The organism is Pararhizobium sp. PWRC1-1, assembly GCF_049897905.1.
GTDB lineage: Bacteria > Pseudomonadota > Alphaproteobacteria > Rhizobiales > Rhizobiaceae > Pararhizobium.
In genome coordinates, this window is sequence record NZ_JAFCXE010000001.1 from 143,945 (window position 1) to 167,449 (window position 23,505).

The 23,505-nt window shown below is 61.2% G+C and carries 25 protein-coding genes; 12 read left to right on the top strand and 13 right to left on the bottom strand.

Translation table 11 applies throughout. The features are described 5' to 3' along the window. Positions 1 to 228: 228 nt before the first annotated feature. Positions 229 to 810 carry an ATP-dependent Clp protease proteolytic subunit gene (locus ACP7E0_RS00720; RefSeq protein ID WP_426122319.1) on the top strand — a complete coding sequence of 194 codons (582 nt, stop codon included), beginning with the start codon at positions 229 to 231 and terminating at the stop codon, positions 808 to 810. Positions 811 to 881: 71 nt separating this feature from the next. Here the strand turns inward: ACP7E0_RS00720 and ACP7E0_RS00725 are convergent, their stop codons facing one another. Further along, a complete protein-coding gene (locus ACP7E0_RS00725) occupies positions 882 to 1,070 on the bottom strand; it encodes a type II toxin-antitoxin system Phd/YefM family antitoxin (protein WP_426122320.1) in 189 nt (62 codons plus the stop codon). Positions 1,071 to 1,182: 112 nt separating this feature from the next. On the opposite strand from ACP7E0_RS00725, the gene ACP7E0_RS00730 reads away from it, so the two are divergent. Continuing rightward, positions 1,183 to 1,308: a hypothetical protein gene (locus ACP7E0_RS00730; RefSeq protein ID WP_426122321.1), complete on the top strand. Its 126-nt coding sequence runs from the start codon at positions 1,183 to 1,185 to the stop codon at positions 1,306 to 1,308. Positions 1,309 to 1,469: 161 nt separating this feature from the next. Further along, on the top strand, positions 1,470 to 3,203 hold the full coding sequence (gene leuA / locus ACP7E0_RS00735; RefSeq protein ID WP_426122323.1) for a 2-isopropylmalate synthase: 1,734 nt from the start codon (positions 1,470 to 1,472) through the stop codon (positions 3,201 to 3,203). Between the two features lie 72 nt (positions 3,204 to 3,275). Here the strand turns inward: leuA and ACP7E0_RS00740 are convergent, their stop codons facing one another. The 4 genes from ACP7E0_RS00740 to ACP7E0_RS00755 all read right to left on the bottom strand — a co-directional run bounded on the left by ACP7E0_RS00740 (position 3,276) and on the right by ACP7E0_RS00755 (position 6,449). Then, positions 3,276 to 4,109, bottom strand: coding sequence for an anti-sigma factor family protein (locus ACP7E0_RS00740; RefSeq protein WP_426122324.1), 834 nt, complete (start codon positions 4,107 to 4,109; stop codon positions 3,276 to 3,278). 3 nt (positions 4,110 to 4,112) lie between these two features. Next, positions 4,113 to 4,631, bottom strand: coding sequence for an RNA polymerase sigma factor (locus ACP7E0_RS00745; RefSeq protein ID WP_426122325.1), 519 nt, complete (start codon positions 4,629 to 4,631; stop codon positions 4,113 to 4,115). A gap of 197 nt (positions 4,632 to 4,828) precedes the next feature. After that, complete coding sequence (locus ACP7E0_RS00750) at positions 4,829 to 5,380, bottom strand: tetratricopeptide repeat protein (RefSeq protein WP_426122326.1); 552 nt, start codon at positions 5,378 to 5,380, stop codon at positions 4,829 to 4,831. Positions 5,381 to 5,546: 166 nt separating this feature from the next. Continuing rightward, positions 5,547 to 6,449, bottom strand: a complete 903-nt coding sequence (locus tag ACP7E0_RS00755) for a metallophosphoesterase family protein (RefSeq protein WP_426122327.1) — start codon at positions 6,447 to 6,449, stop codon at positions 5,547 to 5,549. An 89-nt stretch (positions 6,450 to 6,538) separates the two neighbouring features. Between ACP7E0_RS00755 and ACP7E0_RS00760 the strand changes: the two genes are divergently transcribed. Beyond that, positions 6,539 to 7,027: an NUDIX domain-containing protein gene (locus ACP7E0_RS00760; RefSeq protein WP_426122329.1), complete on the top strand. Its 489-nt coding sequence runs from the start codon at positions 6,539 to 6,541 to the stop codon at positions 7,025 to 7,027. A 1-nt stretch (position 7,028) separates the two neighbouring features. Here ACP7E0_RS00760 and ACP7E0_RS00765 read toward each other — a convergent pair whose 3' ends face one another. Continuing rightward, positions 7,029 to 8,012, bottom strand: coding sequence for a glutathione S-transferase family protein (locus tag ACP7E0_RS00765; RefSeq protein WP_426122330.1), 984 nt, complete (start codon positions 8,010 to 8,012; stop codon positions 7,029 to 7,031). Between the two features lie 274 nt (positions 8,013 to 8,286). Between ACP7E0_RS00765 and ACP7E0_RS00770 the strand changes: the two genes are divergently transcribed. Beyond that, entirely contained in the window at positions 8,287 to 8,787 is a 501-nt protein-coding gene (locus tag ACP7E0_RS00770) for a GNAT family N-acetyltransferase (protein ID WP_426122331.1), read from the top strand. Between the two features lie 99 nt (positions 8,788 to 8,886). Beyond that, positions 8,887 to 10,059, top strand: a complete 1,173-nt coding sequence (locus ACP7E0_RS00775) for a glycoside hydrolase family 5 protein (RefSeq protein ID WP_426122333.1) — start codon at positions 8,887 to 8,889, stop codon at positions 10,057 to 10,059. Positions 10,060 to 10,285: 226 nt separating this feature from the next. On the opposite strand, the gene ACP7E0_RS00780 is transcribed toward ACP7E0_RS00775, so the two are convergent. From ACP7E0_RS00780 to ACP7E0_RS00795, 4 genes are read right to left on the bottom strand one after another with little or no spacing between them, the layout of a single operon-like run. Beyond that, the gene (locus ACP7E0_RS00780; protein WP_426122334.1) at positions 10,286 to 12,355 is read right to left on the bottom strand and encodes a hypothetical protein; all 2,070 of its coding nucleotides are present in this window, start codon (positions 12,353 to 12,355) and stop codon (positions 10,286 to 10,288) included. A 10-nt stretch (positions 12,356 to 12,365) separates the two neighbouring features. Further along, positions 12,366 to 15,170, bottom strand: coding sequence for a DUF4159 domain-containing protein (locus ACP7E0_RS00785; RefSeq protein ID WP_426122335.1), 2,805 nt, complete (start codon positions 15,168 to 15,170; stop codon positions 12,366 to 12,368). Further along, positions 15,167 to 16,087: a DUF58 domain-containing protein gene (locus ACP7E0_RS00790; RefSeq protein ID WP_426122336.1), complete on the bottom strand. Its 921-nt coding sequence runs from the start codon at positions 16,085 to 16,087 to the stop codon at positions 15,167 to 15,169. The genes ACP7E0_RS00785 and ACP7E0_RS00790 overlap by 4 nt, the downstream gene beginning before the upstream one ends. A gap of 3 nt (positions 16,088 to 16,090) precedes the next feature. Continuing rightward, a complete protein-coding gene (locus ACP7E0_RS00795) occupies positions 16,091 to 17,104 on the bottom strand; it encodes an AAA family ATPase (protein WP_426122337.1) in 1,014 nt (337 codons plus the stop codon). A gap of 167 nt (positions 17,105 to 17,271) precedes the next feature. Between ACP7E0_RS00795 and ACP7E0_RS00800 the strand changes: the two genes are divergently transcribed. Genes ACP7E0_RS00800 through ACP7E0_RS00810 form a run of 3 tightly spaced genes read left to right on the top strand, consistent with a single transcriptional unit; the run spans position 17,272 to position 19,771 of the window. Next, positions 17,272 to 17,895, top strand: a complete 624-nt coding sequence (locus tag ACP7E0_RS00800) for a DUF1285 domain-containing protein (RefSeq protein ID WP_426122338.1) — start codon at positions 17,272 to 17,274, stop codon at positions 17,893 to 17,895. Further along, positions 17,892 to 18,524, top strand: coding sequence for a CoA pyrophosphatase (locus ACP7E0_RS00805; RefSeq protein ID WP_426122339.1), 633 nt, complete (start codon positions 17,892 to 17,894; stop codon positions 18,522 to 18,524). The genes ACP7E0_RS00800 and ACP7E0_RS00805 overlap by 4 nt, the downstream gene beginning before the upstream one ends. Continuing rightward, a complete protein-coding gene (locus ACP7E0_RS00810; RefSeq protein ID WP_426122340.1) occupies positions 18,521 to 19,771 on the top strand; it encodes a CCA tRNA nucleotidyltransferase in 1,251 nt (416 codons plus the stop codon). Before ACP7E0_RS00805 ends, ACP7E0_RS00810 begins: the two co-directional genes overlap by 4 nt. Positions 19,772 to 19,804: 33 nt before the next feature. Here the strand turns inward: ACP7E0_RS00810 and ACP7E0_RS00815 are convergent, their stop codons facing one another. Further along, the gene (locus ACP7E0_RS00815) at positions 19,805 to 19,990 is read right to left on the bottom strand and encodes a DUF1059 domain-containing protein (protein ID WP_426122341.1); all 186 of its coding nucleotides are present in this window, start codon (positions 19,988 to 19,990) and stop codon (positions 19,805 to 19,807) included. Positions 19,991 to 20,285: 295 nt separating this feature from the next. On the opposite strand from ACP7E0_RS00815, the gene ACP7E0_RS00820 reads away from it, so the two are divergent. From ACP7E0_RS00820 to ACP7E0_RS00830, 3 genes are all read left to right on the top strand, one after another. Continuing rightward, positions 20,286 to 20,696 carry a DUF4168 domain-containing protein gene (locus ACP7E0_RS00820; RefSeq protein ID WP_426122343.1) on the top strand — a complete coding sequence of 137 codons (411 nt, stop codon included), beginning with the start codon at positions 20,286 to 20,288 and terminating at the stop codon, positions 20,694 to 20,696. A gap of 134 nt (positions 20,697 to 20,830) precedes the next feature. Next, a complete protein-coding gene (locus tag ACP7E0_RS00825; RefSeq protein WP_060506056.1) occupies positions 20,831 to 21,376 on the top strand; it encodes an adenine phosphoribosyltransferase in 546 nt (181 codons plus the stop codon). 18 nt (positions 21,377 to 21,394) lie between these two features. Next, entirely contained in the window at positions 21,395 to 22,513 is a 1,119-nt protein-coding gene (locus ACP7E0_RS00830) for a hypothetical protein (RefSeq protein WP_426122344.1), read from the top strand. Here the strand turns inward: ACP7E0_RS00830 and ACP7E0_RS00835 are convergent. Together ACP7E0_RS00835 and ACP7E0_RS00840 are read right to left on the bottom strand one after the other, a co-directional pair. Next, entirely contained in the window at positions 22,473 to 22,991 is a 519-nt protein-coding gene (locus tag ACP7E0_RS00835) for a MaoC family dehydratase (RefSeq protein ID WP_426122345.1), read from the bottom strand. The two genes, ACP7E0_RS00830 and ACP7E0_RS00835, sit on opposite strands and share 41 nt — an antisense overlap. Further along, positions 22,988 to 23,443, bottom strand: coding sequence for a MaoC family dehydratase (locus tag ACP7E0_RS00840; RefSeq protein ID WP_426122347.1), 456 nt, complete (start codon positions 23,441 to 23,443; stop codon positions 22,988 to 22,990). The genes ACP7E0_RS00835 and ACP7E0_RS00840 overlap by 4 nt, the downstream gene beginning before the upstream one ends. Positions 23,444 to 23,505 lie beyond the last annotated feature (62 nt).

The window sequence follows — 23,505 nt, forward strand, 5'->3', positions numbered from 1 at the left end:
GAATGTGGGAGGCACCCCCGCCGGATGCGAATTCATGACCTGGGCATCTTATTTGGCGATGGATCGCTGTCTATACGGCAATTGCCTTAGACGGCATCTTTACCATAGCCGCAGGGTGTTGCGGATTGGGCTTTCATCGGCATCCGCTTTTGTTGCATTGTTTTCGCAGTCGAGTCGCCTTATCTGACAGCGGCAGGACATTTGAATTTATTTCGCGGGAGAGTTCGCATGAACGAAGAAGACGACGACAAGGTTAAGGAACTGACTTTGGGCAAAGAGACTGAGGCGAACCTTTTCAAGTCGCGCTCGATTTTCATCTATGGCCCGATCAATCAGGAACTGGCGCAGAAGGTCTGCTCGCAGCTCGTGGCGCTTGCGGCCGCCAGCGATGACGATATCCGCATCTTCGTCAGCTCGCCGGGTGGACACGTCGAATCCGGCGATTCGATCCACGACATGATCAAGTTCATCAAGCCGAAGGTTTGGATGATCGGAACCGGCTGGGTCGCTTCCGCCGGTGCGCTGATCTATGTATCGGCTCCGAAGGAACGACGCATTTGCCTGCCGAACACCCGCTTCCTGCTTCATCAACCCTCTGGCGGTACGCGCGGCATGGCGTCCGACATCGAGATCCAGGCCCGCGAAATCATCAAGATGAACGAGCGCCTGAACCGGATCTTCGCTGAAGCCACCGGCCAGCCGGTCGAAAAGATCGCCAAGGACACGGATCGCGACTACTGGCTCTCCGCCGAGGAAGCCAAGTCCTATGGCCTCGTCTCGCGCATCGTCACATCGGCTGCCGATATCTAAGGCTGCTCGATATTCGAAGCATTTTAAACCCCGCTGGTCGCCTGGCGGGGTTTTTTCTTAAGAAACTGCGCTTAACGCTTTGGTGTCGAAAAGGTTGTCAACGGTTCTTCGGGATGGTTGGAGCCGACGCTCGGCTTCAATGGAACGAGGTCCATGACCGGCTTGCCAAAGCGGGTAATCGTGATCGTCTCCCCGGCTTCGGCACGGCGAGCAAGCTCGGAAAACTTGTCCTTAGCGATGCTAATCGGGATTTCGCTCATGCGGGTACTATAACTGCATTTGGCGTACTCTGAATCGGATCAAAGCTCCTGTCCTTGCCTTTTTCCAAACACCTCCCTTGCCCTGAAAATTATCTGCGGCTATACAAGCCTCATGTTGAAGACAGGCGCCATCATCGTCGAACAGGCTTCCCGCGGGCAGATCGCCTTTGCGGAGCGTTCGCGCGCCTTTACCTCGCTTCTTCTTCTCGGCCTTACACGCGGTTGCCGGGTTCTTTGAAGGAGCGCCCGGTGGCCCAAAGCCCACCGGCCCCAGCTCCTTGCATCCTTTGAATTCCAGATACGAAAAGAACCCGAGAGCCAGCATTTTGCCGTCGCAATGCGACCGTCGATCGGTTATTGCATGCGGGCTATGCGCCTCACAGATGAAGAGAAGCCGCAATGATCATGAAGTCCCATACCGTAAAGCAGGGCATGCCCGAGGCCGCGGTCAAGTATCAGCCCTATCCGCAGATCAATATTCCCGACCGCACCTGGCCGGGCAATACCATCACCAAGGCGCCGATCTGGTGCTCGGTCGATCTGCGCGACGGCAACCAGTCGCTGGTCGACCCGATGGGTCACGACCGCAAGGCCCGGATGTTCCAGCTGCTGCTCGACATGGGTTTCAAGGAAATCGAGATCGGTTTCCCGTCGGCCTCGCAGACCGATTTTGACTTTGCCCGCTGGTGCGTCGAAGAGGGCAATGTTCCCGCCGATGTTTCCTTGCAAGTGCTGGTCCAGTGCCGCCCCGAGCTGATTACCCGCACGTTCGAATCGCTGCAGGGTGCTACCAAGCCGATCGTGCATTTCTATAATTCTACCAGCGAGTTGCAACGCCGTGTGGTGTTTGCCAAGGACGTCAAGGGCATCAAGCAGATCGCCACAGACGCGGCCAAGATGATTGCCGACATGGCTGCCAAGGCAGGCGGCGGTTTCCGGTTCGAGTATTCGCCGGAGAGCTTTACCGGCACCGAGCTGGAGGTGGCCTTGGAAATCTGCAACGCGGTTGCCGAGATTATCCAGCCGACGGCCGACAACAAGCTGATCCTCAACCTGCCCTCGACCGTCGAAATGGCGACGCCGAACGTCTATGCCGACCAGATCGAATGGATGTGCCGCAATCTCGACAATCGCGAAAACCTGATCATCTCGCTGCACCCGCATAACGACCGCGGTACGGGCATCGCCGCCACCGAACTGGCGCTGATGGCGGGTGCCGACCGCGTTGAAGGCACACTGTTTGGCAATGGCGAGCGCACCGGCAATGTGGATGTGGTGACCTTGGCGCTGAACATGTTCACCCAAGGCATCGATCCAGAGCTGGATTGCTCCGATATCGAGCGGATCAAGGAAGTCTACGAATATTCAAACCAGATGGTCATCCCCGAGCGCCATCCTTATGTCGGCGAACTGGTCTATACGGCCTTCTCCGGCTCGCACCAGGACGCGATCAACAAAGGCATGAAGGCGATCAAGGTTGCCAACAAGCCGCAGTGGGAAGTGCCCTATCTGCCGATCGATCCGCAGGATGTCGGCCGCTCCTATGAGGCGATCATCCGGATCAACTCGCAGTCGGGCAAGGGCGGTATCGCCTATATCCTGCAGCAGGATTACGGCATCAACCTGCCGCGTAATCTGCAGGTCGAGTTCCGCGAGGACATCCAGCGCATTACCGACGAATTCGGCAAGGAACTGCCGTCGAAGGCGATCCACGGCCGCTTCATCGAGCGTTATGTCGATCAGCCGGATGCGCGCATCCGTTTTGTCGATCACCACACCTATCCGGTCGGCGAACACAAGGGCGTCCGCGTCGTTGCAGCCGAAATTACCGACAATGGCGAAACCAAGCGGATCGAAGGCAAGGGTACCGGCCCGATCGATGGCTTCATCAATGCTCTGTCGATCTATCTCGGCGTCGACATGTCGGTTGCCGACTATTCCGAGCATTCGCTGCAGCACGGCTCGAATGCGGCGGCTATCGCCTATGTCGAAGTTGAATATCCCGGCGGAAAGCTGTTCGGGGTCGGGATCAATACAAACATTGTCGCAGCATCTCTCGAAGCTATTGTTTCGGCAGCCAACCGGGTGATGGGCAGAAATCCAATTAATCCAACCGTTTACGCGGTTCCTTGAAAGAGCTGATTCAAACAAAAAAGGGCTGCTTCCTCATCGGATGCGGCCCTTTGCAATGATAATGGCAGGTCTTCAGATCGCGGTCGAGACAGCGGTGGCGAGTTGGTGGAGATTGGCATCCGATGAGGGGCCGACCACGACATAAGATACGCCTGCCTTTTGCCATGAAATCATCGCGATATCGTCGCGCATGCTTTCGGTCATCTTGCCGTCGGTGTCGCCCGGCATGCTCTTCAAAAAACAGATCGCAAAAACGTCGCCATCCTGGTCCTTGTACATCAGCTGAGCCACCGGCTTGCCGGCCGCGACCAGCAGGCGGGCGCCTTCGAATGTCAGGCCCTTGTCGCTCAGGTCCGGCAGCGAGAAGTTTACGCCGACATTCGAAGCCAGCCAGCCCTCGATCTTGCCTTCGGCAGAGGCCGGAACTTCCACCAGATGTTCTGCCGTCTGGCGCGCATAGACGCGGTGATAGTCGGCGATATCGTCGAGCCATGTGCGGGCAGCGGCCACGTTCACTGGCTGGGTATCGTCATTGCTGGTCTTGCCGATGATGAAACCGGTTGAACCGCCGACAAGCAGCAAGGCGACCGAGGCAGCAAGTGCGCGCGGCCACAGGCGCTGCTTTGCCTGGCGCGGCGCGGCGGTCACGACGCGTTCGATCTTCGGATTGACGCCCGGTCCCTGCTTGATCCGGCGAACCAGCGACAACGGCACCGGATCGTGAAGGAATTCCTCGAACGCCTTGTTGCCGAAGGCATTTCCGGCCTGCAGCATGTCAAGTATCCGCCGGGCCTCGTCATCGCGCGCCACCAGCTGTTCCAGTTCCTTGCGTTCCGCTTCATTGACTTCGCCATCGATATAGGCCGACAGGCGAACGTCGAGCGGGAGCCCTTTCGTGCTTTGCAACGTTCAGGCCCTCCTTTCCGTCGTCTCTGTAATCATTGCGGCCAGGCGCAAGCGCGCGGTCGAAAGCCTGCTCATCACCGTTCCGATCGGTATCTTCAGGATGTCGGCCGCTTCCCGGTAGCAATGCCCTTCGATGTTCACCAAAAGGAAAACGCTCGCCAGCCCCTCCGGCATGGAGAGGATCATTTTCTGCAGCTGATTGACGTAGACAGCCTTTTCGCCGGAGGCCTCGATCGAGAGTTCATCCTGCTCGGAGGCATCGACCGTGCCGCTGCCGGTGCGCACCCGGCGCTTTCTGATCTCGTCGATCCAAAGGTTGCGTGTCATTGCGTATATCCAGCTCTCAAGCCGTCCTTCGCCGTTCCACAGGTGGTAACGGGTGATTGCACGCTCGCAAACCTCCTGAACCAGATCATCGGCATCGGCCGCATTGCGCGTCAGCGTCATCGCGAAACGGCGCAACTTGGGCAGCACGCTGACCAAGTCCCGTCGGAATTCGTTCGATTCTGCCGCTGGACGCATTGCTCTTCCAAAGAAAACGTTCCGGATCGGGGTTTTATTCGTCCGGTCGAAATATACGCCGGTTGATATGAAACATTTGACCCATGGTCTGCAAGTCGGCAGCGTATTGGAAGGGCACATTTTGCCACTTCGGGGACGTTTCTCAACGTCAAATGTCAGGCCGGGCAATGCGTTAGCGCAACCCGGCCCGATTGTTATCAATAGTGGCGAACGCCGCCCAGCGATTCGAGCAGCGCACGATAGGCCCAGCTGTTTTCACCACCGCGGTCGCGGATTTCGATCAGCTGCGCTTTGGCCTCCTCGACCTTGCCCTGTTCAAGCAGTGCCTGGCCCATATAGGACCGCGCAAGGATATAGTTTTCGTCCGCCTGCAGCGCGCGCTTGTAGAAACTCATGCCGAGTTCCATGCGTCCCGCCTTGCGGTTGGAATAGCCGCGATAGTTGAGGATGCGGGCACTGTTCTGGTCCTTGACGGCATCGAGCACCTTGAGCGAGTTTTCATACTGGCCGGCATAGGCCAGTTCGCGGGCCGCCTTGAACAGGATATCGTCGTCAAGGCCGCTCTTCTTGGCATTGACGCATTCCTTCTTGTCCTTGTCCCAGATCTTACCGGCCTTGCATTCGGTGGAGGTCTTGGTTTTTTCCGGTGGGGCAGTCGTGTCCTCGCCTGCAGCCCAGGCCGCCTGGCCGAGCGCGAAGACAGAGGCGGCTGAGAACAAGGCGATCATTGCAGTCTTGCTGTGGATCATGGTCATCTCCCTGGCTGAAACTGATACCGGCAAGCCGGATTGCGCATGACATCTGCCGATGTCAGCATTCTCCTTCTTACGGTCAGCCCTGTAGGACGGATGACCAGCACCGATTATTTCGCGAGCATAGTCTTTTTTCGGTGCTTGGCGAGTAACGATAGGGCGATCAGAGCCGGGTGGTTTCGACCAGGGTCACCGAGCGGCTGTCCATTGTCAGCTCGAACCGCTCGCGGATGACGTTCCACTGTCCCGGACTGCCGGAGATCGAAAACAGGTTGAACCCGGCCGGCGGCTTCTTTCCGCCACGACCCTGCGAAGCCGATGCGATGCCGACGACAGGCACGGGTTTAACCTGGCCTTTGAGGGAATAGACCGTGTTCAGGTGCGTATGCCCGTGCAACACCAGTTCGGCACCGCCAGCGGTGATCGTCGCGGCAAAGCGGCGGATGCCGAGCATGCGCTTGTGCAGGGATGTGGCGCCACGGATCGGCGGGTGATGGATCATCACCACGCGGAACAGACCGGCTTCGCCTGCCGCACGCAGCAGGTTGACGGTGTCGCGCGCCTGGCGGCTGCCGAAATAGCCGCTGGCGGCAAAGGGCGGTGTGGCGACTGCCGTCGAGCAGCCGATCAGCGCCACGGGTCCACGCACGCGCAGATAGGGATAGCAGTGAAAATCCTCGTCCCACTCCGCCGGTCCGCGCTCGCCGCGCATATAGGGATACCAGGCCTTAGTGGTCTTCTCATAGGCACCCGGTACATAGGCATCGTGATTGCCGGGCACGATCGAGATGTTTTCCGGCGTGCCGGCTTCGCGCAGCCATTCCGTCACGACCTCGATTTCGCGCGAGGAGGCGAGGTTGACCAGATCGCCGGTGATTGCCAGATGATCAGGATCGATCCGCTCGATTTCATCCATAAGCAGGTTGAGCGTATCGCCGACCAGATGGTTGCGCCGGTTGCGGTGCCAGTTGACGAAGCCGGTAATGCGTTTCGATGCGAGTTCGCGGAAGGATAGATCGGGCAGGGGGCCGAGATGAATGTCGGAAATATGGGCGAGTTTGAACATCCTTCGTACCTAGCGCATATTCCCGAAAAGGGGAATCATTCCAGACGCTTTATCCTCGGCGTGACAATGACGAAAGGAGCCGGATCGGCATGAGCGAAGCGCCGCCGGAAATGCGCAGTTGGAGATCAAGGCTCGTGACACGCGTGGCCCACAGTTATTTCGCGATCGCACGCGGCATGACGATAGGCGTGCGCGCTGCCTGCTTCGATGCCGAAGGCCGCGTTTTTCTTCTCCGGCATTCCTATGTGCCCGGCTGGCATATGCCGGGTGGTGGGCTGGAGCGGCGTGAGACGGCCTTGCAGGCACTCGTGAAGGAATTGCGCGAGGAGGGAAATCTCGAGATGAGCGGCTCGCCCGAGCTTTTCCACGTCTATTTCAACCGCCAGACCAGCAATCGCGACCACGTGATCTTCTACCGCTGCCGCAATGTCCGCCAGGTTTCGCCGAAGAAACCGGATATGGAAATCGTCGAGAGCGGCTTCTTTGCGCTGGATGACCTGCCGGCGGCAACGACGCCTGCGACGCGCCGGCGCTTAGCGGAACTCTCAGGAAGCGCTCCGCCAGCCGAATTCTGGTAGGTCAGGCAGCGAGCTTCTCGCGGCCATGTGGCGCGTCGAGGGCAAGGACCGGTCCAACGGGCACGACCCCGGTCGGATTGATCATCGTGTGGCTGCGGTAATAATGCTCCTTGATGTGGCGCATGTTGACCGTCTCGGCGACGCCGGCCACCTGATAGAGATCCTGCAGATACCCCTGCAGGTTCGGGTAATCGGCGATGCGGCGGATATTGCACTTGAAGTGGCCGACATAGACCGGATCGAAACGCACCAGCGTGGTGAACAGCCGCCAGTCGGCCTCGGTGGTCCGGTCGCCGCTGAGGTAGCGCCGCGTTGAAAGGCGCACTTCAAGCTCGTCCAGCACCTCGAACAGCGTCGTGACGTTCTCCGCATAGGCGTCCTGCGCCGTGGCAAAGCCAGCCTTGTAGACGCCGTTGTTGACGGCGCCGTAGATACGTTCGTTCAGGCCGTCGATTTCTGCGCGAAGGTCTTGCGGATAGAAATCGTCGTTCGAACCGGTCAAGCCGTCGAAGGCGGAGTTGAACATGCGGATGATTTCCGAGGATTCGTTGGACACCATTTTGTTCTGCTGTTTGTCCCAGAGCACCGGCACGGTGACGCGGCCGGAATAATGCGGATCGGCCTTCACATAGACCTGCCAGAGCGCGTCCGAGCCGAACAGGTGATCGACGGTGCCGCCGATCTCATTCTTGAACTCCCAGCCCTTCGACAGCATCAACGGATCGACGATCGAGACGGTGATCAGGTCTTCCAGCTTCTTCAGCTTGCGGAAGATCAGCGTGCGGTGCGCCCAGGGGCAGGCAAGCGATACGTAGAGGTGGTAACGTCCGGCCTCGGCCTTGAAGCCGCCTTCGCCTGTCGGGCCAGCCGAGCCGTCGGCGGTGATCCAGTTGCGGAACTGCGATGCAGCCCGCTTGAAATGTCCCTTGGTTTCCTTGGTATCGTACCAGACGTCCTGCCAGACGCCATCAACCAGCATGCCCATCGTCAATCTCCTGCGGCGAAAGCGCCACCTGTCTGTGAATTCATGATCTATAGATAGCGCATCAATTTCGTGCATATAGTCCGCAAAAGCTGAACAGTGCGTTTTAGGCTTTGACGTGGCGTATTTTTCTGCTATCCGGCCATGCAGAATTTTTTTGAACACGGATCAAAGTTGATGTTTTTCCCGGGAAGCCCACGACGACGCTGATGCTGCAAACGCCCCTGAGGGCGAAGCCATCATATTTTTGTCTCGTATGCCCGGTTTCCCGATGTTCATGAAAAAGCACGACCTCGTCTATCTCACTGAAGACGCTTCCCACGACGCAGCCATCGACATTATCAATGAAGAAGCATTCGGCCCCGGCCGTTTTGCCCGCGCCGCCGCCCGCATCCGCGAGCAGGGGCCGCATGATCTCGCGCTGTCCTTCGTCTGCGCCGACGATGGTGAAACGATTGCCTCCGTGCGGATGACCCCGGTAATGGCGGGCACGATCAAGGGCCATCTGCTCGGTCCGCTCGCCGTTCGCCCCTCGCACAAGAACCGGGGCATCGGCCGCGAGCTCGTGCGCATTGCAGTTGAGGCCGCGCGGCGCAATGGTTCGGAATGCGTCATCCTCGTCGGCGATCCGCCCTATTATCAGCCGCTCGGTTTCGAGAAAGTCGCCTGTGGCGCGCTGACCTTTCCGGGGCCGGTTGATCCCAATCGGGTTCTGGTCGTACCGATGACTGAGGACGTTCATGCGGGCCTGAAGGGCGAGATCCAATGGCGGGCGTGATTTCCTCGCCGGGGATTATCGGCGGATAACGCAGCCGGCTTCCCAATTCCGCCACAGTGACTGCGAATATCCCGGCCATCGCAACCGGGATATTTGTCTATGCGTCTGCTGCCCGCCTTCTTCGCCTCGCTTCTTCTTGCTACCTCGGCATCTTCTGCCGATCTCATCGAGTTCTGGGACAAGCCGCGGCATGGTGGCAACAGTTTCAACCGGCTGCCACCGGATCAAGCCTATTTCGATGCCCTGAAAGGCTATGGCGCCACCTGGGTACGGCTGTCCTACGACAAGTGGAAGCCGGCTAAACGCGACTTCCTGATCGGTGATGCCGACAAATACGAAGGTATTCCGGCGCAGGACGTGGCGACGCTGAAGGCGACGCTCGACCGGGCCGGGAAGGCGGGGCTGAAGGTGGTGATCACGCCCCTGTCCCTGCCGGGAATGCGCTGGGCACAGAACAACGGCAACACATTCGATGGCCGGATCTGGCAGGACAAGGTCTGGTGGGGGCAGGCGGCTTCCTTCTGGAAGGACCTCGCCACAGCCCTCAAGGACCACCCGGGCGTTGCCGCCTACAACATCATCAACGAACCGGCGCCGGAAAAGAACAACGGCGTTGCCGAACATGGCGGCACTGATGCGATGAAGACCTGGTATGCCCAGCAGACCGATACGGCGCGCGATCTTCCGGCCTTTTACGACACGGTGATCAAGGCCATCCGCGAAGCCGATCCCTCGACCCCGATCATGGCAGACGCCGGCTGGTATGCGGCGGCCGATGCCTTTAGCTACTGGCCCAAACCGCTTGCCGACGACAAGGTGCTCTACAGCTTCCATATGTACGAACCTTACGCCGCCACCAGCGCGCCGAACATGAAACGTGACAAGCCCTATGCCTATCCGGGCAAGGTCCCGTTCGGCGAGACGGAAGAAACCTGGAACCGTGAACGGGTCGCCGCCTATCTGCAGCAGCCGGTCGACTGGGCCGACAGCCACAACGTGCCGCGCAACCGCATGGTCGCAGGTGAGTTTGGCTGCATGCGTCGTTGGGAGGGCTGCAAGACCTATCTCGAGGATGTGCTGACCTCGCTCGACGGCAGCAAGCTGCACTGGGCCTTCTACAGTTTTCGCGAGGACAGCTGGGATGGCATGGATTACGAGCTCGGCTCGCAGAAGGTCAACTGGAAATACTGGGAGGCCATCGACGAGGGCAAGCCTGATCCGGTCAGGCGCAAAGCGGGACCGGAATTCGATCCGATCCGGAAGAGGCTTTAAGGGGATAGGAGAACACCAAGCGCTATGACGCTTCCGCCCCTCACCCTAACCCTCTCCCCGCGAGCGGGGAGAGGGATGACGGAGTTTGCCGCTTGTCCCTTCTCCCCGTTCACGGGGAGAAGGTGGCCGATAGGCCGGATGAGGGGCCGTTACCGGTAAATAGACAGTTGTCGTGCATATAGGTGAAGGACACGCACGCGGTGGAGTGCCGCCGCCGCGAATAAATTTACCGACCCTCGCGATGCCATGTCGCCGACAGCACGAACAGCAGGGCCGCAAGCCCGAGGAAACCGGCAAACAGCGACAGCGAATTGATGCCCTTCAGCACAGTCTCGTCGGTCAGGCGCAGCGACATGCGCTGATCGTCGGCAACGCGGACGGTGCCGCGGACCGGCAGGATCTGCGGCACATCGACCAGACCTTCGGCATTGGCGAGGCGTTGCACCAATCCCTTGGTCTTTTCCGCCCAGGGAGCAAGCGTGTCAGTGGTCGAGATCGTTGCCTTGAATTCAGGTGCATCGACGCTGCCGACATGCACCAGCGTGTTGAGTTCGCCATTGGTGACTTCGAAAAGGCCGGTCTCGGCGGTGCGGACGCCGGCCTTGTAGAGGCCGGGTTCGCCTTCGTTGAGCGTGATTTCCTCTGTCTTGCCCGAGGGATAGGTCAGCGTGGCCAGGCCCGGATCACCGGCGATGGTCTGGCGGGCGATTTCCAGTGTGCGGCCGCTGGCATGTGCCGTTAAGGCCTCTTCCTCCAGCGCCGGTTCCTGCATCAGCCAGTGGGCGGTGCGGCGATAGAGCGGCACGCTCGGGCCGCCGCCTTCAAAGCCGCGTGCCCAGAGCCAGCCCTGGTCGGAGAGCAACATGGCGACGCGGCCCTTGCCAACGCGGTTCAGCACCAGCAGCGGCTTGCCATCGGCGGCCTGCATGACGGTCTGGCCGAGCGGCTTGTCGACATCGACCGTGCGGAACCAGCGGCCCCAATGCGGCGGCTCGCTGTCGGCACCTTCCAGCCCGCGGGTGACTGGATGTTTCTTTCCTTCTTCCGACAGGCGCGGATAGAACGCCTTTTCGTTCATGAAGCCGGTCGGGCTTGCGGGCAGCACTGCCGACAACGGGGTCGTTGCGATCGAATCATTGCCCGCATGTTCAGGGCCAGCGGCGATCAGTAAGGCGCCGCCGTTTTCGACATACTGCGCGATATTGTCATAGTAGAGGATCGGCAGCACGCCGCGATGTTGATAGCGGTCGAAGATGATCAGGTCGAATTCCTTGATCTTCTCGACGAACAACTCGCGGGTGGGGAAGGCGATCAGCGACAATTCATTGATCGGCGTGCCGTCCTGCTTTTCCGGCGGCCGCAGAATGGTGAAGTGCACCAGATCGACGGCGGCGTCGGACTTCAAGAGGTTGCGCCATGCCCGTTCACCCGAATGTGGCTCGCCCGACACCAGCAGCACGCGCAGGTTTTCGCGGATGCCGTCGATGACGTGAACGGCGCGATTATTGGCCTCCGTCACTTCACCGGCAACAGGGGCTACGGCGAATTCGAGAATGTTGTTGCCGCCGCGCGGCACGGTAAAAGCGAAGGGCACATCGGTGCCGGGCTCGGCCATTTCCGTGGCGATCTCGTTGCCGTTGAGGCTGATGGTCACTTCCGCGGTGCCGCCGGGCGCCTTGCCGTCATCGGCGATGCGGAACGTCACCTTCTGTTCTTCACCGACAATGCCGAAGCGCGGACCGCTGATGATCTCAACGCGGCGGTCGAACTCGTCCGGCTTGCCGGTGATCAGACCGTGGATCGGGGCATCGAAGCCGAGTGGCTGGTTGATGTCGGGAACATCGTGAATCTGGCCGTCGGTAATGAAGATCGCGCCGCCGACGCGGGCGGGCGGCACATCGGCGAGCGCCGTCTGTAGCGCCGTAAACAGTTTGGTCGACGGCGTTTCGGTATTGTCGTCATCGGTCGCTTCTGCGATGCGGGCTTCGATCTGCGGGAATTTCGCCAGCCGCTGCTTCACCGTCGCTAGGGCTTCGTCGGTCATGGCACGGCGGCCGGCATTGTCCTGGCTCTGGCTGCGGTCGACGACGACGCCGACGATGGTCGAGAGCGGCTGGCGTTCCTCCTGGAAGAATACCGGATTGGCGATGGCAAGGCACAGGGCGGCAAGGGCCGCCGTCCGGAAGGCTGCGCCACGGACACCGCGCCAGAAGCCGAGCGCCGACAACAGCACCGCGACAAGCGCGAGTACAGCGATGAAAGGCCAGGGCAATAGCGGCTGGAAATCGAGTGTCATACGCGCGCCCTCATTGGCCAAGCCGTTCGAGCAGGGCGGGGATGTGCACCTGGTCGGCCTTGTAGTTGCCGGTCAGCATATACATCATGATGTTGACGCCGGAGCGGAAGGCAAGTTCGCGCTGCTGCTCGTCCGGCGGCACGGTCGGCAGAAGCGGCATGCCATTGGTGTCGATCGCCCAGGCGCCGGCAAAATCGTTGCCGGTGATCATGATCGGCGATACGCCGTCACCCGAACGCGCCGGTCTGCCGGTCGGCTGCGAGCCATTGTCCGGCTGCGCCTCGATCCACAGCGGGCTGCCATTGTAGCGGCCGGGGAAGTTCGACAACAGATAGAAGGATTTGGTCAGCACGTTGTCGGTCGGCACCGGTTCCAGCGGAGGAATGTCGAGATCGGCAAGGATCGCCTGCAGCCGTTCGGAATTGGGGCTGCTGCCGCTATCTGATCCGAGCGACGAGAACTGGTCGCGCGTGTCGAACAGCACGGTGCCGCCGGAGCGCATATAGGCATCGATCCGGCTGATTGCTGCCGGGCTCGGCATCGGGGCATTGGCGGAAACCGGCCAGTAGATCAGCGAGTAGAACGCCAGTTCGTCCGAGGCGATGTCGAGGCCGATCGGCGGGCCGGGTTCGAGTGTGGTGCGATAGGTCAGGAATTCGGTAAGGCCCGCGAGACCGCGTTCGGAAAGACGATCGACATCGGCTTCGCCGGTGATGACATAGGCAAGATGGGTCTTGTCCAATTGCCGCAGGATGATGTCGTCGCCCGGTTTGCTGTCATCGGCCAGGGATTGGCCGGGGATCGCGACCAGTAAGCCTGCCGCGAGCGCCAGCGCTATCGCCGGTGCTGCAGGCATTCTCAATCGGGCAAAGGCGCCGCCCATGAACAGAACCACGGCGGAATCGATCAGCAACATTATAAGCGCCGCGGCAAACAGCCATGGCTTCAGCGACCAGGCCTCGGCGCCGATGAGGGGCTCCGATGTATACGGAATAGACAGGCCTCTGGCATCGATTGGCTTCAACTCTGTGTCGCGGGGCAAAAGGTTCAGCGCGGTAAATCCTTCTTCGGAACCGTAGAGACCGGGTGGATGCTCGGCGCTGGAGACCGGGGTGGTTCCGGCGGCAATGTCCAGCGGCCGCGCCTTGCCGGTCTCGCTGATCAGCATGCCATTGGCATTGAGCAGACGGTACGGCGCCAGCGTCTGGCCCTTGGCCGTCCCGTCGCTTGCCACGCCGCCGCTGCGCGCCAGTTGCACGCTCCGGCGCAGCATCTCGACGAAATCGCCCGAGATCGGCAGGTTCGACCAGGTCGCCTCGGCGCTGACATGGAACAGGATGATGCGGCCAGCGCCTTGGGTCTTCGTTGTTACCAGCGGCGTGCCATCGGCAAGGCTCGCCCAGGTGCGCGATGAAAGATCGGCGGTCGGTTCGGCAAGCACCTGACGCTTGACGAGGATGCCCTGCGGCTTCGGCATGCCGGCAAATGGGCTGAGCGCCGGATAGTCGGCGAGCGGCTGCGGTTCCGACCAGGAGAGGGCGCCGCCCAATGCGCGTTCGCCTTGCCGCAGCGTCACCGGTACCAGTGGATCGTCGGCGGGGGCGGCGGCGAGCCGCGGACCGGCAAACCGCACCAGCGTGCCGCCATTTTCGATCCATTTGGTGATCGGCGCATAAGTTTCTTCCGGCAGGCGGCCGATATCGGCCATGATCAGCATGGACGGTTTCTGGGCCAGAAGTTCGGGGATCGAGACCGCCATATCGGCTTCGTTCGGCTGGACTAGATCCGCATAGGGGGCAAGCGCCCGGTTGATATAATAGAGCGGCGAGAGCAGCGGCTGCGACTGGTCGCGGGCCTCGCCGCTCAGAAGTGCGACGCGGCGGCGGCGGAAGCCGTCATCGAGCAAGAAGGTACCGCCGGCCGTGGCCGCGCCATCGATGGCGATGCGGGCAAAATCATTGCGCAGTTCGAAGGGGGCGGCGAGCGTGCCCCTGGCAACACCTTCGCCGGCGGCAAAGGCGACCGACCCATTGGCGATCGCCCGGCCGCGTGTGTCATAGGCGGTAATTGGCAGCGTGCGCGCAGCAGTTGTGTCGAGGCGGGTGGCGCTGACCACCATCGCCTCGGCATCATTGGCGGAATTGCTGATCGCCACGGCCTGATCCTTGCCTTCGATCAGCCTGAAATTTTCGGGCGAAAGCGCTGCGAGCTCGGCCGTGATCTTGCCGTCAGCCGCCGCGATGCCATCCGACAGGAAAGCCAGCGTGCCGGGCGCCGTTCCGTCAAGCCCAGTCTTCAGGGCGTTGACCGCTGCGGCGCGGTCGGGACGCAGGGGTTGCGGCGCGGCTGCGGCGAGGCGGTTGCGGGCGCTCAAGGCCGATCCCGGAACGGCATTGTGGTCCTGATCTGCGGTAAAGACGACGGAGACCGGCAGATCGCGTTCCTCGGCGTCGTTGATGAGGGCGTCGGCGGTCTCGACCCTTCGCTGCCAGTCGGTCGATGTTGCCCAGCTGTTGTCGATCACCAGCGCCAGCGGGCCGTTGCCGGCCAGCGTGTTGGAGCGCGGATTGAACACCGGATCGGCAATGGCCAGGATAATGGCGGCGGCCATCAGCATGCGCAGCAGCGTAAGCCACCACGGGCTTTTCGACGGCGTTTCCTCGCGTTTCAGGACGCTGGCGAGAATGCGCAGCGGCGGAAACACCTCTGTCACCGGTTTTGGCGGCGTCATGCGCAAGAGCCACCAGATTGCCGGCAAGGCAACGAGGGCGGCAAGCATCAGCGGATTGGCGAAGATGAACGGCAGGAAGCTCACAACTGGCCTCCATGGGTGGCGCGTCCGGGCATGCCGGAGAGATACATGTGCACGGCCACCAGCGCCTCGGAGGCGAGGTGATCGGTGCGGTGCGGCGTGAACGTCCAGCCGAGATGGCGCAGGTTTTCGCCAAGACTGTCGCGCCTTGCGATATAGGCGCGGCGATAGTCGTCGCGGACGATTTCGGCGCGGCCGGCGGTCAGCTTCTCGCCGGTTTCCGGATCTGTGAATTCGGTGCGTCCGGCATAGGGAAAGCTTTCCTCGGCCGGGTCGGCAATCTCGATGACATGGCCGCGCAGGCCGCGCCGGGCCAGCGGCCCGAGCTGTGCCATGATTGTATCGGCCGGATCAAGGAAGTCACCGACCAATACCAGATCGCTGGCGCCACGGATCATCGCCGTCTGCGGCAGGCCGCCGGAAAGCGGTGTATGCATCAAGGCGCTGGCCAGCCGTTCGGCGGCGTTGCGGGCAGAGACCGGCTCCATCACGCCGGGGCAGCCGATCCGCTCGCCGGAACGGGCCAGAATTTCGGCAAGCGCCAGCATCAGCACCAGTGCCCGGCTCTCCTTGGAGACCGAGCCGAATTTCGATTTGTACATCATCGACGGCGACAGGTCGGCCCAGAGCCAGATGGTGTGGGCAGCCTCCCATTCGCGGTCGCGCACATAGGTATGATCGTCGCGGGCAGAGCGGCGCCAGTCGATGCGCGACAAGCTTTCGCCGTCGCTATAGGGCCGGAACTGCCAGAAGTTTTCGCCGATGCCGCGCTTGCGGCGCCCGTGCCAGCCGGAAATCACCGTATTGGCGATGCGCTTTGCCTCGACCATGCAATCGGGGATCAGCCGGGCACGGCTCTGCGCACGGGACAGAACGTCTCCAGACGGCGTCGGCTCGACGATTTGGCCTATGGCAGCCATTCATTATCCCTTGGCTTGCTTGACCAGGCCGGTAATCACGTCACGCACCGACATCCCTTCGGCCCGGGCTGCGAATGTCAGCGCCATGCGGTGCTGCAGCACCGGTTCGGCCAGCGCCATGATGTCATCGATGGATGGCGCCAGCCTGCCGTCATAAAGAGCACGGGCACGGGCGCACAGCATCAGCGACTGGCCGGCGCGCGGGCCAGGTCCCCAGGCAACGTTCTTGTCGGTGGCGGCATTGCCGTTGCCGGGGCGGGCCGAGCGGACCAGCGCCAGGATGGCATCGACGACTTTCTCGCTTACCGGCATCTGGCGGATCAGGTGCTGGATAGCCCGGAGCTGAGCGGCATCGATGACGTCGCGTGCCTCGGATTCATGAATGCCGGTGGTTTCCAGCAGGATCTGCCGTTCGGCGGCAAGCTCTGGGTAACCAACATCGACCTGCATCAGGAAGCGGTCGAGCTGGGCCTCGGGCAGGGGATAGGTGCCTTCCTGCTCAAGCGGGTTCTGCGTCGCCAGCACGTGGAACGGCTGCGGCAGGTCGTTGCGCTGTCCGGCAACGGTGACGTGATATTCCTGCATCGCCTGCAGCAGTGCCGACTGGGTGCGCGGGCTGGCGCGGTTGATTTCGTCGGCCATCAGAAGCTGGGTGAAGATCGGGCCGGGTACGAAGCGGAAGGACCGGCGGCCGTTCTCGTCCTGGTCCATGACTTCGGAACCGAGAATATCCGACGGCATCAGGTCGGGCGTGAACTGGATGCGGCTGGAATTGAGGCCGAGCACGGTGCCGAGCGTCGAGACCAGCTTGGTCTTGGCAAGGCCTGGAACGCCGACCAGCAGTGCATGGCCACCGGATAGCACCGCGAGCAGTGTCTGCTCGACGACGCTTTCCTGGCCGAAGATCACCTTGCCGACTTCCTTGCGGATCAGGGCGATCTCGCCCAGCGCCTTTTCGGCGGCGGCGATGATCGCCTTGTCATCGACCGCGCCGTCTGTGGTTTTCATCACACCCATTGTCTGTCTCCAGTGGCCGGCAACGGTGCCGAATCGCGAAAAGCGCGCTTTTCGTCTCTGATTTTCAATCTATGCTCCGCCCGGTGGCTGACAAGACGGGGGCAACGCACTATCTCGTGAGCCAGTGCTCGATAAAAAGCAAGAATAGGGCCAAACGGGACGGAACGATGGCGGATGCGGAAATACATGGAACGGGCGATGCGGCGGGACTTGCGGCGCTGATCACCCGCGCGGCCGGGCAAACCAACGGGCAGACCAAGGGCTTGCCCCCCGTCGAGCGCTGGAATCCGCCGTTTTGCGGCGATATCGACATGGAGATCCGCGCCGATGGCACCTGGTTCTACATGGGTACGCCGATCGGCCGGCAGCCTCTGGTTCGGCTGTTTTCCACGGTTCTGCGCAAGGACGAGGACGGCAACACCTATCTGGTAACTCCTGTGGAAAAACTGGGCATCCGCATCGTCGATGCGCCTTTTGTTGGCGTCGAGATGAATGTGACGGAACGCGACGGCGCGCCCGTCATCACTTTCCGCACCAATGTCGGCGATGTCGTCGAGGCAGGCCCGGATCACGCCCTTCGTTTCGTCATGCATGGCGAAAACCGCGAACTGAAGCCCTATCTGCATGTACGTGGCCGGCTGGAGGCGCTGGTGTCCCGGGCCGTGATGTATGATCTGGTGGCGCTCGGCGAAACGGTCGAGATCGGCGGCACCGCGATGTTTGCCGTTCGCTCCGGCGGCGTGATCTTCGCCATCATGCCCGCCCAAGAACTGGAAGCGCTGTCGGCATGACGGATTTGTTATTTTCTGCCGATGATTTTCGCCGCCGCGCGCTCCAGCAATCCGGCAGTCCTGCTGAGGATGCCTGGCGCGAACATGGCGATTTTCTGCTCAATCCCGATACCGTTCCCTATCTTGAAACCCTGAAGCTCAGGGATGCCGCGGTTCTCGTGCCTGTCATCGATGATGGCGACGAGGCGCGGGTGATTTTTACCCGGCGAACGGCGACGCTGCGCAAGCATTCCGGCCAGGTTTCCTTTCCGGGCGGCGCCATCGATCCGCAGGATGACACGCCCGAACGTGCGGCTTTGCGCGAGACTGAGGAAGAAATTGGTCTCGATCGCCGCTTTGTCGAGACAGTCGGCCGGTTGCCTTACTATATGGCGATGTCCGGTTTTCGCATCACGCCGGTTCTGGCCGTGGTCCAGCCGGGTTATGACCTCATCCCCAATCCGGCTGAGGTCGCCGCCGTCTTCGACGTGCCGCTGTCCTTCCTCATGAATCCTGATAATCACGGCCGCGGCCAGGCGACCTGGAAAGGCGCCGAGCGGCATTTTTACAGCATGCCCTATGGCGAGCAGCATATCTGGGGCATTACCGCGGGCATTGTCCGCATGTTGTATGAAAGGCTTTATGCATGACCTCCGTTGCCGCCGAGCCCTGGTTTTCGGCGCCCGCGCTGACGCGCGTGTTTGATCTTCTCAATGCCGATGGCGGCGAGGTTCGCGTGGTCGGTGGTGCCGTGCGAAACAGCCTGATGGGCCTTGCCGTCGCCGATATCGACATGGCAACCACGCTTCTGCCGGAGGTGGTGGTTGCCCGTGCCAAATCGGCCGGTATCAAGGCGGTGCCCACCGGGATCGAACACGGCACGGTGACGCTGGTCATCGACGGAAAACCGTACGAAGTGACGACCTTGCGCCGCGACGTGGAGACGGACGGCCGCCATGCCGAGGTCGCCTTCGGTACTGACTGGAAGGTCGATGCCGAGCGGCGTGACCTGACGATCAACGCGCTCTATGCTAGTGCCAAGGGCGAGGTCATCGACCTTGTTGGTGGCCTCGCCGACATCGAGACGCGCACGATCCGCTTCATCGGCAATGCTGGCGAGCGGGTGGCCGAAGACTATCTGCGGGTGTTGCGGTTCTTCCGCTTCTTTGCCCATTACGGCTCCGGCCGCCCAGATGCCGACGGTTTGCGCGCCTGCGCTCAGGCGCGGTCGAAATTGTCCAGCTTGTCGGCCGAGCGGGTCTGCTCAGAGTTGAAGAAGCTGCTTTCGGCACGCGATCCGGGCCGGGCATTGCTCTGGATGCGCACCTCCGGAGTGCTGACCGAAATTCTGCCAGAAAGCGAGAAATGGGGCATCGATGCGATCCCCGGTCTGATTGCCGCCGAGCAGACTTTTGGCTGGCAGCCCGATCCGCTGCTCAGGCTGGCGTCGATCGTTCCGCCGGACACGGAGCGGCTGGATGTCATGGCCAAGCGGCTGCGGCTGTCGAAAGCGGAAGCGGCCTATTTTGCCGCCTGGACCAAGGCGCCGCGGCTGCCTGCCGAGATTGCCGATACCGCCTTCGACCGTCTGCTTTACCGGAATGGAGAGAAGGGATTGGCGACTGCGCTGCGGCTGTCGCTTGCCTCCGCGCGCCAAAAATCCGAAAACGATCCGTCTCAGCTGCCCGAAACGGCCCGTCTGCAGCGGCTGCTGACGCGGGCGGAAAAATGGCGAAAGCCGGTATTCCCGCTGACAGGCGAGGATGTTCTCTCCACCGGCATTCCTGCCGGCCCGCGCGTTGGGGAAATTCTGGGGCAGCTTGAGGACAAGTGGGTGGACGGAAATTTCAATGACGACCGGGCAACGCTGGTTGCCCGGCTTCAATCGCTGACCTGAGACTGACGATGGTCTGAAACTGACGGCTGAGGCTCAGGCGACCTTCGCCTCCTCGACGATCCGCGCCTTGATGTTGTCGACCATGTTTTCGCGAATCAGCGTTTCGCCATGCGTCGAGCGCATGTGCTCCACGGCACGCCGCACGACTTCGGCGTCGCTGTCGGCGTGGGTGTGCCAGTCGCAACCGGGCACGAGGGTCCCGCACTCAAACAATCGCATGATGCTCCTCCTTGCGTTTGCATATTCCGCCCAGCCTGGATTTCGGCCAGGCGGAACGGTGCGACTATAACCGAAAACGCGGGAGGATAGTTCCCCCGATTGCTCGTTCGCGTTCACGATGTTGACCGGACGTCTGTGGCGAATGCCCGTTTTCTGAACGCGACATCGCCTTGATGCTTCCTTTTCAGGGTCACATTGTCGCCCGATCCATCCTCAACCCTTGGGGCCGGGGTTCGCCCCTTTCGGAAAAGACGGTGAAAACCGTCTTGAGACTGACTTAAGGAAGGACACGCATATGACCATTCGCCACATGCCCGTTGCAGCCCTGACTGCTGCCGCTCTCAGCCTGATCGTCATCAACTCGCCGGCCTTTGCCCAAGGCGCTACTGAGCCACAGGCAACCCAGCCGATGCAGGGCACGGCACCCGCCGCCATCAGCGACCAGAAGATCGAAGCCTTTGCAGTCGCCTATCTGCAGGTCGACAAGGTGCGCCAGGACTATGCCGCCAAGATCGGCGCCGAAAAGGACGCGACGAACAAACAGAAGCTTCAGAACGAAGCCAACAAGCAGATGATCAATGCGGTTGAAAAATCACCCGACATGTCGCTTGACGAATACAAGACGATCATCACGGCCGCGCAGACCAATCCGGATGTCGCCAAGAAGGTGCAGGAAAAGCTCAAGACGACCGATACGGCCCAATAGGGTTGACATCGTGGAGCAGGGCGGGTTCGGTCCTGCTCCCGAACCGATTTCCATCAGAAAGCACTATAGAAAACCTGGGCTTTGATGCTATGCCTTCGTCTCCCTGAGACCTCCGCAAAGGCATGCCCACCATCATGAGCTCTTCTCTTCAGCAGGAATTGATCGCTTCGATCCGCAACATCGCGGATTATCCGAAGCCCGGCATCATGTTCCGCGATATCACCACGCTGCTTGGCAATCCGCGCGCTTTTCGCAGTGCGATCGATGCGTTGATCCAGCCCTTTGCCGGTACAAAGATCGACAAGGTTGCAGGGGTGGAAGCGCGCGGCTTCATCATGGGCGGCGCCATGGCGCACCAGATGTCGGCCGGCTTCGTGCCGATCCGCAAGAAGGGCAAGTTGCCACACGATATCGTCCGCATCGCCTACAGCCTCGAATACGGCGTCGACGAGATGGAAATGCACCGCGACGCCATCAAGCCGGGCGAAAAGGTCGTTCTGGTCGATGATCTGATCGCCACCGGCGGCACCGCGGAAGGCGCGACCAAGCTTCTGCAGCAGATGGGTGCCGATATCGTCGCCGCCTGCTTCATCATCGACCTGCCGGAACTCGGCGGCCGCAAGAAGCTTGAGGCCCTCGGTGTCGAGGTTCGGACGCTGATCGAATTCGACGGCCACTGAAACACCAGGAAAACACACATGGTTTCGATACGCGATGCGCTCAGCTCCGCCGCTGACGAGGGGATTATCACGCCCGCACAGGCTGAAAAGCTGGTGCCGTTTCTGCTCGCCACAGACACTGGTGCGAGTGACGAAAAGCGTGCCGCAGCTGGCTCGGCCCTGCTGGCCGAAGATGCGCTCGAAGCCGAAGAAAGCGAACAACCGCGCTTCGTTCGCGGCTTTCACGATATCCTGATCACCATCGGCGTCATCGTCGCGCTGGTTGGGCTCTGGGGTATTGGCAGCCTGTTCGCGGTCTTCCCGGCCATCGTTATTCTCGCCGAAATCCTTATCCGCCGCCAACGTCTGGCGCTTCCGGCCGTGGCGCTGACCGTAGCTCTGGCCCATTGGAGCGGCATGTTTGCCCTGCTGGTCGTCGAAGTGGCTGCGCCGGAGGGTCTCGACATCCTGACAAACTGGCTTCTGGTACTGCCAATCCTTGCCGCCGTTCTGGCGGTGTTTTACTGGCGATACCGCGTGCCGCTGGCGCTTGCGGCAACGCTTCTGTCGCTGTTCCTGCTGGCGATGGATATCGTGCTTGTGCTGCTTGCAAAGGCCTTGGGCTCTGCCGACACCATCGTCGAGCATACCGGACTGGCTGCGAGCGTATTCCTGATCAGTGCGCTGGGCATCTTTTCGGCGGCGATGTCCTACGATATCGCCGATCCCGCGCGCAAAAGCCGTCAATCCGATGTGGCGTTCTGGCTGCATCTCGCTGCTGCTCCGGCGCTGCTTTACGCCATGCTGTCGTTCATCTTCCTGCGCAATATGTCGGGCGAATGGTGGGGGGATGCGACATCGCCAGGTGACGCGGTGGCCGTGCTTGTGATCATCATTGTGTTCATGGTTATCGGTCTGATCATCGACCGGCGCGCCTTCGTCACCTCCGGGCTGCTGTCGCTTGGATTGGCGATCTGGACGATCCTTCAGCGCGGCGGTGTGGATTTCAGCGATTATTTTTCCGTCACCGTCCTTGCGGTAGGCGTCGTCGTGCTGCTGATCGGGATTTTCTGGCAGGTGCTGCGGCGGGCCATTGTCTCGATCCTGCCTGCCAGTATCACCGCCTACCTGCATCCCGTATACCGTCCCGCTCGCTAGGGCAGGTTTCTCTGGGAAACTCGATCACCTTGCTCTCGAAACGGATGACCGGCTGGCCATCCTGGTTTTCGCCTTCGCACAGGATGGTGTTGATCCGCCATCCCGGCCGCGATTCCAGGTCCTTTGCCGCGACAAACGTGACGGAGTAGGTGATCGTGTCGCCGGCAAAGACCGGCCTCAGCCAGCGCATGTCGCGAAAGCCGGGCGAGGGGCCGAGTTTTGGCGCGGTAATGCCTTCGTCAGCCAACCGCTTCGTCTCCCCCAGCCAGTAGGGCACGAAGCATTTCATCCAGCCGGCGCAGGTGTGCCAGCCTGACGCGCAGAGCCCGCCGAACAGCGACTGCTTGGCCAGCTCCGCATCGAGGTGAAAAGGTTGCGGATCGAATTTTTCGGCGAAATGGACGATGTCCTCGGCAGAGAAGATGACCGTGCCGATGGTTTCCCGTGTGCCTTCGGGGTGAAGGTCCGACAGCTTCATGCCGCTTCTCCCGCCGTTTGGCAGCGGATCATGTTGGCATAGTCGCAGATCGCTACGGTTTCGCCCCGCTGGTTGGTGACGACGGCTCGCAGCCGCACGATGCCGATGTCGGGCCGTGAGCGCGAGACACGCGCCTCGACGACCGTGCAACTGCCCGACAGCGTATCGCCGGCAAGCACTGCCTTTTTCCACTCCATGCTATCGACACCGGGAGAGCCTTCCGATGCCGCCTCGCGGATATAGCTGTCGCAGAGCATGCGCATCATCATGGCGCTGGTATGCCAGCCCGAGGCGGCAAGTCCGCCCAGGATGCTGGCCTTGCCGCCGTCTTCCGACAGGTGCATCGGCTGCGGATCGAATTCCGACGCAAAGGCGATGACCTCGTCGGCCCTGACCTCGATCGGTTTGAAATCGAACCGTTTACCGGCCGGAAAATCCTCGAAATGAAGCATGGGCAAAGGTCCTCCAACACGCATGTTCTAGCATCCGTGCGTGTTCTGGGAAATGAAAACAA